This window comes from Pseudoalteromonas sp. SG45-5, assembly GCF_014164085.1.
GTDB classification, from domain to species: Bacteria; Pseudomonadota; Gammaproteobacteria; order Enterobacterales; family Alteromonadaceae; genus Pseudoalteromonas; species Pseudoalteromonas aliena.
On record NZ_JACJEM010000121.1, the window covers coordinates 1 to 1,310 of the forward strand.

The following is a 1,310-nucleotide window of genomic DNA, read 5'->3' on the forward strand; positions in this document are numbered from 1 at the left end:
TTGAATCGCCCCGTGTTTGCCAGAGACTCAATAACTTGAGAAACTGGAACTATGAAAAAATCAAATCGCTATACATCAGAATTTCGTGAACGTGCAATTAGGCTTGTTACCACACAACAGCATGAATACCCCTCTCTTTGGGCTGCGTTAGTATCGATTTCAGATAAACTGGGGTGTACACCAGAAACACTTAGAGCATGGGTCAAAAAGTCTCAAGCTCAATCGTCTAAACCATCTTCTAACACTCAATCAACTGAACAACGACTTGCCGCCTTAGAGCGCGAGAATAAAGAACTCAAGCGAACGAATGATATCCTGAGGCAGGCTGCCGCTTTTTTCGCCCAAGCGGAACTCGACCGCAAACAGAAGTAATAGTGGATTTTATTGATGCTTGCCGAGAGCATTACGGTGTCGAGTCAATTTGCAAGGAATTGCCGATTGCACCATCAACGTATTATTCTCATAAACAGATACAAAGAGAGCCTGAGCGACTGTCTAACCGCAAAAAGCGTGATGCTGAGCTGATGATACTCATTCGTGAAGTGTGGGAGGATAATATGTCCGTTTATGGTGCAAAAAAAATATGGAAGCAGCTACAGCTTGACGACCATCAAGTCGCCCGTTGTACAGTCGAGCGATTGATGCAAATAATGGGAATTCAAGGTGTTCGTCGGGGTAAAGCACATAAGACAACGATACCTGACGAGCAACAAGATAAGCCTCTGGATTTAGTTAATCGTCAATTTACTGCTGAGCAGCCAAATCAGCTGTGGGTGGCTGATATCACCTATGTTGCCACATGGAGTGGGTTTGTTTATGTGGCTTTCGTGATAGACGTGTTCTCACGGTACATCGTAGGTTGGCGTGTATCAACGACAATGCACACAGAACTTATTCTTGATGCGTTAGAGCAAGCTATTTGGCATCGAGGCAACCCCGAGGGGCTAATTCACCATAGCGACAGAGGGAGCCAATACTTGTCTATAAGGTACACTGAGCGACTTGCTGAAGCTGGAATTCAAGCGTCTGTAGGGAGTGTGGGTGACTCTTATGACAATGCATTAGCTGAAACAATAAATGGCTTATTTAAAACAGAGATTATTCGCAGAAATGGTCCGTGGAAGAATGTTGATGCTGTTGAATACGCAACGTTAGAGTGGGTTAATTGGTTTAATAATCAACGCCTATTATCTTCAATTGGGTATATTTCACCAGCTCAATATGAAACAGACTACTATGATAATTTAAACGAGTCAGGTAAAGTGGCCTGACTTAAACAAACTGGTCTCCGATGAACTCGGGGCGATTCA

Annotated in this window: 1 protein-coding gene and 1 other annotated feature; the gene reads left to right on the forward strand. The window is 43.7% G+C overall.

Annotation, left to right across the window (positions count from 1 at the left end; genetic code table 11):
* Positions 1–51: 51 nt before the first annotated feature.
* Positions 52–1,271 (forward strand): IS3 family transposase gene (locus tag H5119_RS19885; protein ID WP_404936265.1). Its coding sequence is split into 2 segments (ribosomal slippage): positions 52–346 and positions 346–1,271, totalling 1,221 coding nucleotides; the frame shifts between segments, so codons are not numbered across the junction.
* Positions 330–446: a sequence feature (AL1L pseudoknot), on the forward strand. Its footprint overlaps the gene before it by 117 nt.
* Positions 1,272–1,310 lie beyond the last annotated feature (39 nt).